This is a genomic window from Thermus sp. KWY1, from assembly GCF_057547025.1.
In genome coordinates this window covers 1-4,441 of the sequence record NZ_BAAJPG010000032.1, presented here as the reverse complement: position 1 = coordinate 4,441, position 4,441 = coordinate 1, and the positions used below count along the sequence as shown (strand labels likewise).

The window sequence follows — 4,441 nt, the reverse complement described above, 5'->3', positions numbered from 1 at the left end:
AGGCGTGGGACGAAGGTGCGGGATCATAAGTTCCCCCGACCCGAGTCTGTGTTTAAGCTCCTTTACTTGGAGGCGGAGCGTCAGGAGGGGAGGTGGTCTGAGCGGCGATTGAAGGGCTTTGCTGAGGTGCGGGAAGTGCTGGAGAAGATGCTTCTGGAGAGGTATGCCCCCCGTACACAGACGCTTACACATAAATCTTGACACGACCGCGTGGCCGCCTATAAAGCCCTATTCCAGCTCTTTACCAAGCCCTTCTATTGGGAGAAAACCCTCCATGGCCTCAGCAAGCAGGAAGCGCCTCACCTGGAGCCTACCCCTTGAGCTGGGGTTAGGCCTACTCCTGGCCCTGCCCGCCGGCATGGCCGCCCTGGGGCTAACCCAAGAGGGCTACCTCAGCGACCTCCACGCCGCTTACCTGGCCAAGGTGTACCTGGCCCTAGACCGCGGCCGGTTGGAGTTTCTAAACTTCAGTTACCCCCCCTTGCCCCTTCTCCTGCTTTTCCCCTGGCCCTCCCCTTGGGCGCCCCCCGTCCTGGGCACCGTCCTTTTGGGCTTGGGCTTCGCCCTCGTCCTGGCCGAGGCCAAAAGGCGGGCTGGGATCCTGCCTTTGGTTTTGCTCGGGGGCTTCCTCCTTTCCCCTTGGCCCATCCACCTTCTCGCCCAGGACTTCGCCCAGGTCCTGGGCCTCGTCCTTTTGTGGTGGGCCTGGACCCTCTACCTGCGCTGGCTGGAAGAGGGCCTGTCCTTTTTTCTCTTCGCCTCGGGCCTTGTGCTGAGCCTCGCCGTCTACGCCACCCCTTTTGCCCTTCCTTTGGGGGTGCTCTTCGCCCTGGGGATCGGCCTCCTCCGACGGGTGGAGCCTCGAGCCTGGGCCGCGGCCAGCCTGGTCCTCCTCTTCCCCCTCCTCTTCACCACCCTGGCCTGGGCCTACCTGGGCTGGCTCTTCACGGGTGGGGGAATCTTCCTCTATAGGGCGCTCCCCCAGGAAACCCCTCCCTTGGGAGAGGTCTTCCTGGCAAGCCCCGCCTATCTGGCTGGGGGCCTCTTCCTTTTGGCCCGTTTACGGCCAGGCCTCCTTCTTTACCTAGCCCCCCTTCTCGTCCTCCTCGCCCTGCCACCCCTGGGCTTTGGCTATACCCTCCCCATGGCCACCGCCCTCCTCCTCCTCTTCGCCTTAGGGGGTTTGCCCCCCCTTGCCCCGAAACCGCACCTTCTGGGGGCGGCCCTGCTGGTTGCCCTTCTCCAGGCCCTGGCGGGCTGGGCCCTTCTAAAGCCCCTCAACCCCCCTCCGGACCCCATGGAGCGGGCCATCGGCCAGACCCTGGCCCAGGCCCCACCCCGATCCACCCTGGCCGACGACCGGGAGAGCTATCGCCTCCTCGCCTGGGCAGGGACGGCCCGGCCCTTCGTGCTTCCCGCCGACGCCGGCTTCCTCCTGGCCCTTTCCGCCCCCCAGGCCTACGTGAGCCGCCTTCTGGTCTGCCAGGGCAGCGGAGCCCTCCAGCCCCGCTATGGACAAGGAACCCCCCCTGGGTTTAGGGAGGAGTGGCGGTACAAGGGCTGCCGCCTGCTGAGGAGGCCGGGAGAACCCCCCTAATGCCGGCCCCGTGAAGCTCTTTTGGAAGCTAAAAGCGCAGGAAGCAAAAGGGGGTCCGGCCCGGTGTGAAGGGGGGCGCCCGCCCGTCCCAGACCCCTCGGAGGGCGCCAATTTGCCCCTCCGGACCCTTATACACTTTACTCTTGGTTCCTGCGCCAAAAAACTCCACTGGGACTTTATCTCGGGGCCCCCAGGCGGGCTTTAGGCCCGCATGGGGTGGTATAAGAGGGGCGCGCCCGAGGGGTAGAGTAGGGGTGAGGAGGTGCCTATGCGCCACGCCTTGGGCGAGGTACCGGTGGAGGCCCTGATTGGCGGGACCTGGCGGCCCCTAAAGGAGCGCTTCCCCGTGGTCTCCCCGGCCACGGGGGAGAGGGTGGCCGAGGTGGCGGACTGTGGAGAGGAGGAGGCGAAGGAGGCCCTAGAGGAGGCAGTGGCGGCCTTCCCCCTCTGGAGCGGGGCCACGGCCTATGAGAGGGCGCGGGTCCTGAGGCGCTGGTACGAGCGCATCCTGGAGCACCAGGAGCCCTTGGCCCGGCTCATGGCCCTGGAGATGGGGAAGCCCCTTAAGGAGGGAAGGGCCGAGGTGGCCTACGCCGCGGGGTTCGTGGAGTGGTACGCCGAGGAGGCGAAGCGCATCTATGGGGAAGCGGTCCCCTCCCAGTTCCCCCACAAGAGGCTCCTCGTCCGCTACGAGCCGGTGGGGCCGGTCTACGGCATCACCCCCTGGAACTTCCCCGCGGCCATGGTGACGCGAAAGGTAGCCCCGGCTCTGGCAGCAGGGTGTACCTTCGTGCTCAAGCCTGCGGAGGAAAGCCCCCTCACCGCCCTCTACCTGGCGTGGCTTTTCCTGGAGGCGGGGGGGCCTCCTGGGGTGTTGCAGGTTCTCCCCACCTCGAGGCCCGAGGAGGTGTCCCGGCCCTTCCTGGAGGATGAGAGGATACGCAAGCTTACCTTCACGGGCAGCACCGAAGTGGGGGTGCGGCTCTACGAGAAGGCGGCGAGGACCCTTAAGCGGGTCTCCATGGAGCTTGGGGGCGGGGCGCCTGTCTTGGTCTTCGCCGATGCCGACTTGGAAAGGGCGGTGGAGGAGACCTTAAGGGCCAAGTTCCGGAATGCCGGGGAGTCCTGCGTGGCAGCAAACCGGGTCTTTGTGGAGGCCCCCATCGCCGAGGCCTTCGCCGAGGCCTACGCCAGGAGGGCTTCCGCCCTTAAGGTGGGCGATCCCCTTTCCGAGGAGACGGACATCGGCCCCCTGGTGAACGAGGCGGCCCTAAGGAAGGTCCACGCCCACGTGGAGGACGCCCTCTCCCGGGGAGCGAGGCTCGTGGCGGGAGGGGAGGCCAAGGGGCTCTTCTTCGCCCCCACGGTGCTTTTAGATGTAAAGCCGGAAAGCCTCCTTTTCCGGGAGGAGACCTTCGGCCCGGTGGCGCCCCTCACCGTGTTCCAGGAGGAGGCGGAGGCGGTGCGGTGGGCCAACGGCTTCCCGGTGGGGCTTGCCGCCTACGTCTTCACCCGGGACCTCTCCCGGGCCTTCCGGGTGGCGGAGGCCCTGGAGTACGGGATCGTGGGGGTGAACGACGGGGTACCCTCCACGCCCCAGGCCCCCTTCGGGGGGAGGAAGCAATCGGGGCTAGGGCGGGAAGGGGGGAAGTGGGGTCTAGAGGAGTACTTGGAGGTCAAGTACATCTCCCTGGGGCTTTAGGGCACCACCCCCCGCCAAGAACCCAAGGTGGGCCTTATACCACCCCATGCAGGCTGGGGCCAGAACGTAGCATGGGGGCCCCGGTAGGGAGTCCCCGTAAAGTTTTTGGGAACCTGGAAGCGCAGGAAGCAAAAGTAAAGGGTATAAACCCCTCCCGGAAAAGAGGAGGGCGGGCCCGGCCAGGTAGTGTAAGGAATTATGTGTAAGGGTCTGTGTTTAATAGGGGGGCACACCTTAGACGGAGGAGGTGCCCCTTGGATCAGGATACCCTGCGGATCTTGCTGAGGGAAGCGGTTGTAGTCGGTCAACACATTTGGGACTCTGTGGGGACCGCCTCCCCCCGTATTCTAGCCAGGTACTCTAAAGGGGCCAGGCCCCCCAAGGCCCGGTGGGGTCGCCGGCGGTTGTAGTGGTCCAGGTAGGCGTCAAGCTCCCTTTGGAGCTCGGGGATCTGTGAAGGCAACGGTCGTGTGTAGAACTCATCCCTAAAGGTCCGCTGCATCCGCTCCACGTGACCATTGAGCTTGGGGCTCCTCGGCGGTTCATTTGGGGTAGGGGCCCCAAAGAGGAAGAACGAAGAGCTTAACGCCCAAACGTTCACAAACCTCCTCAAAATCGGACATAAACTCGCTGCCCCCATCCACCTGCACCGCACGGATAGGAAAAGGCGCTCGCACCATCAGGCGGGCAAGAAAGCTGGCCGCCAGGTTGGCCGTGGCTCGGGTGTGGACTTCCGCAAGGGAGAAACGGGTGAAGAGGTCAACGGCCGAGAAGTGCTGGATCGTCTCCCCAGGGCCCAGGGTCACGGTGAGGGTATCCACCTGGATAAGGTCGCCAGGGTGACCCACCTCGTATCCCTTGGGCTTCCTTTGCGCATAGGGCCTCCTGGGTCTTCGCCCCCCCTTCCCCCGCCGGGCCTGGGCCAGAAAGGCAGCTACGCTTTCCACGCGGCCGTGTGCTTCCAGGTAGGCCAGGATCCGCCCCACGGTGCGCTCGCTCACCGCAAAGCCCTCCTTCCTTAGGGTCAGCCAAATCGGCCAGCGGCCCCAGGTGGGGTTCTCCTTCCTTAGGGCTTCCACCCGGATCAGCAGATCGGAAGACCAGTAAATCCTCCGCCGCAAGCGCTGCGGTTCATTTGGGGT

General features: G+C 65.3%; 2 protein-coding genes and 2 pseudogenes. 3 read left to right on the top strand and 1 reads right to left on the bottom strand.

Going from position 1 to position 4,441, the window contains the following annotated elements; translation table 11 throughout:
- From AC27GT_RS09625 to AC27GT_RS09615, 3 genes and pseudogenes are all read left to right on the top strand, one after another.
- Positions 1-201 (top strand): annotated as a pseudogene (locus AC27GT_RS09625) (IS256 family transposase); the annotation flags it as partial.
- A 73-nt stretch (positions 202-274) separates the two neighbouring features.
- Positions 275-1,597, top strand: a complete 1,323-nt coding sequence (locus AC27GT_RS09620; protein WP_015717159.1) for a hypothetical protein — start codon at positions 275-277, stop codon at positions 1,595-1,597.
- Positions 1,598-1,865: 268 nt separating this feature from the next.
- Positions 1,866-3,299: an NAD-dependent succinate-semialdehyde dehydrogenase gene (locus tag AC27GT_RS09615; protein WP_015717160.1), complete on the top strand. Its 1,434-nt coding sequence runs from the start codon at positions 1,866-1,868 to the stop codon at positions 3,297-3,299.
- 296 nt (positions 3,300-3,595) lie between these two features.
- On the opposite strand, the pseudogene AC27GT_RS09610 reads toward AC27GT_RS09615, so the two are convergent.
- Positions 3,596-4,441 (bottom strand): annotated as a pseudogene (locus AC27GT_RS09610) (integrase core domain-containing protein); the annotation flags it as partial.

Bases quoted from the DNA above. Each gene is read 5' to 3' on its own strand.
- AC27GT_RS09620 (WP_015717159.1), top strand. From the start codon at position 275: ATGGCCTCAGCAAGCAGGAAGCGCCTCACCTGGAGCCTACCCCTTGAG.
- AC27GT_RS09615 (WP_015717160.1), top strand. From the start codon at position 1,866: ATGCGCCACGCCTTGGGCGAGGTACCGGTGGAGGCCCTGATTGGCGGG.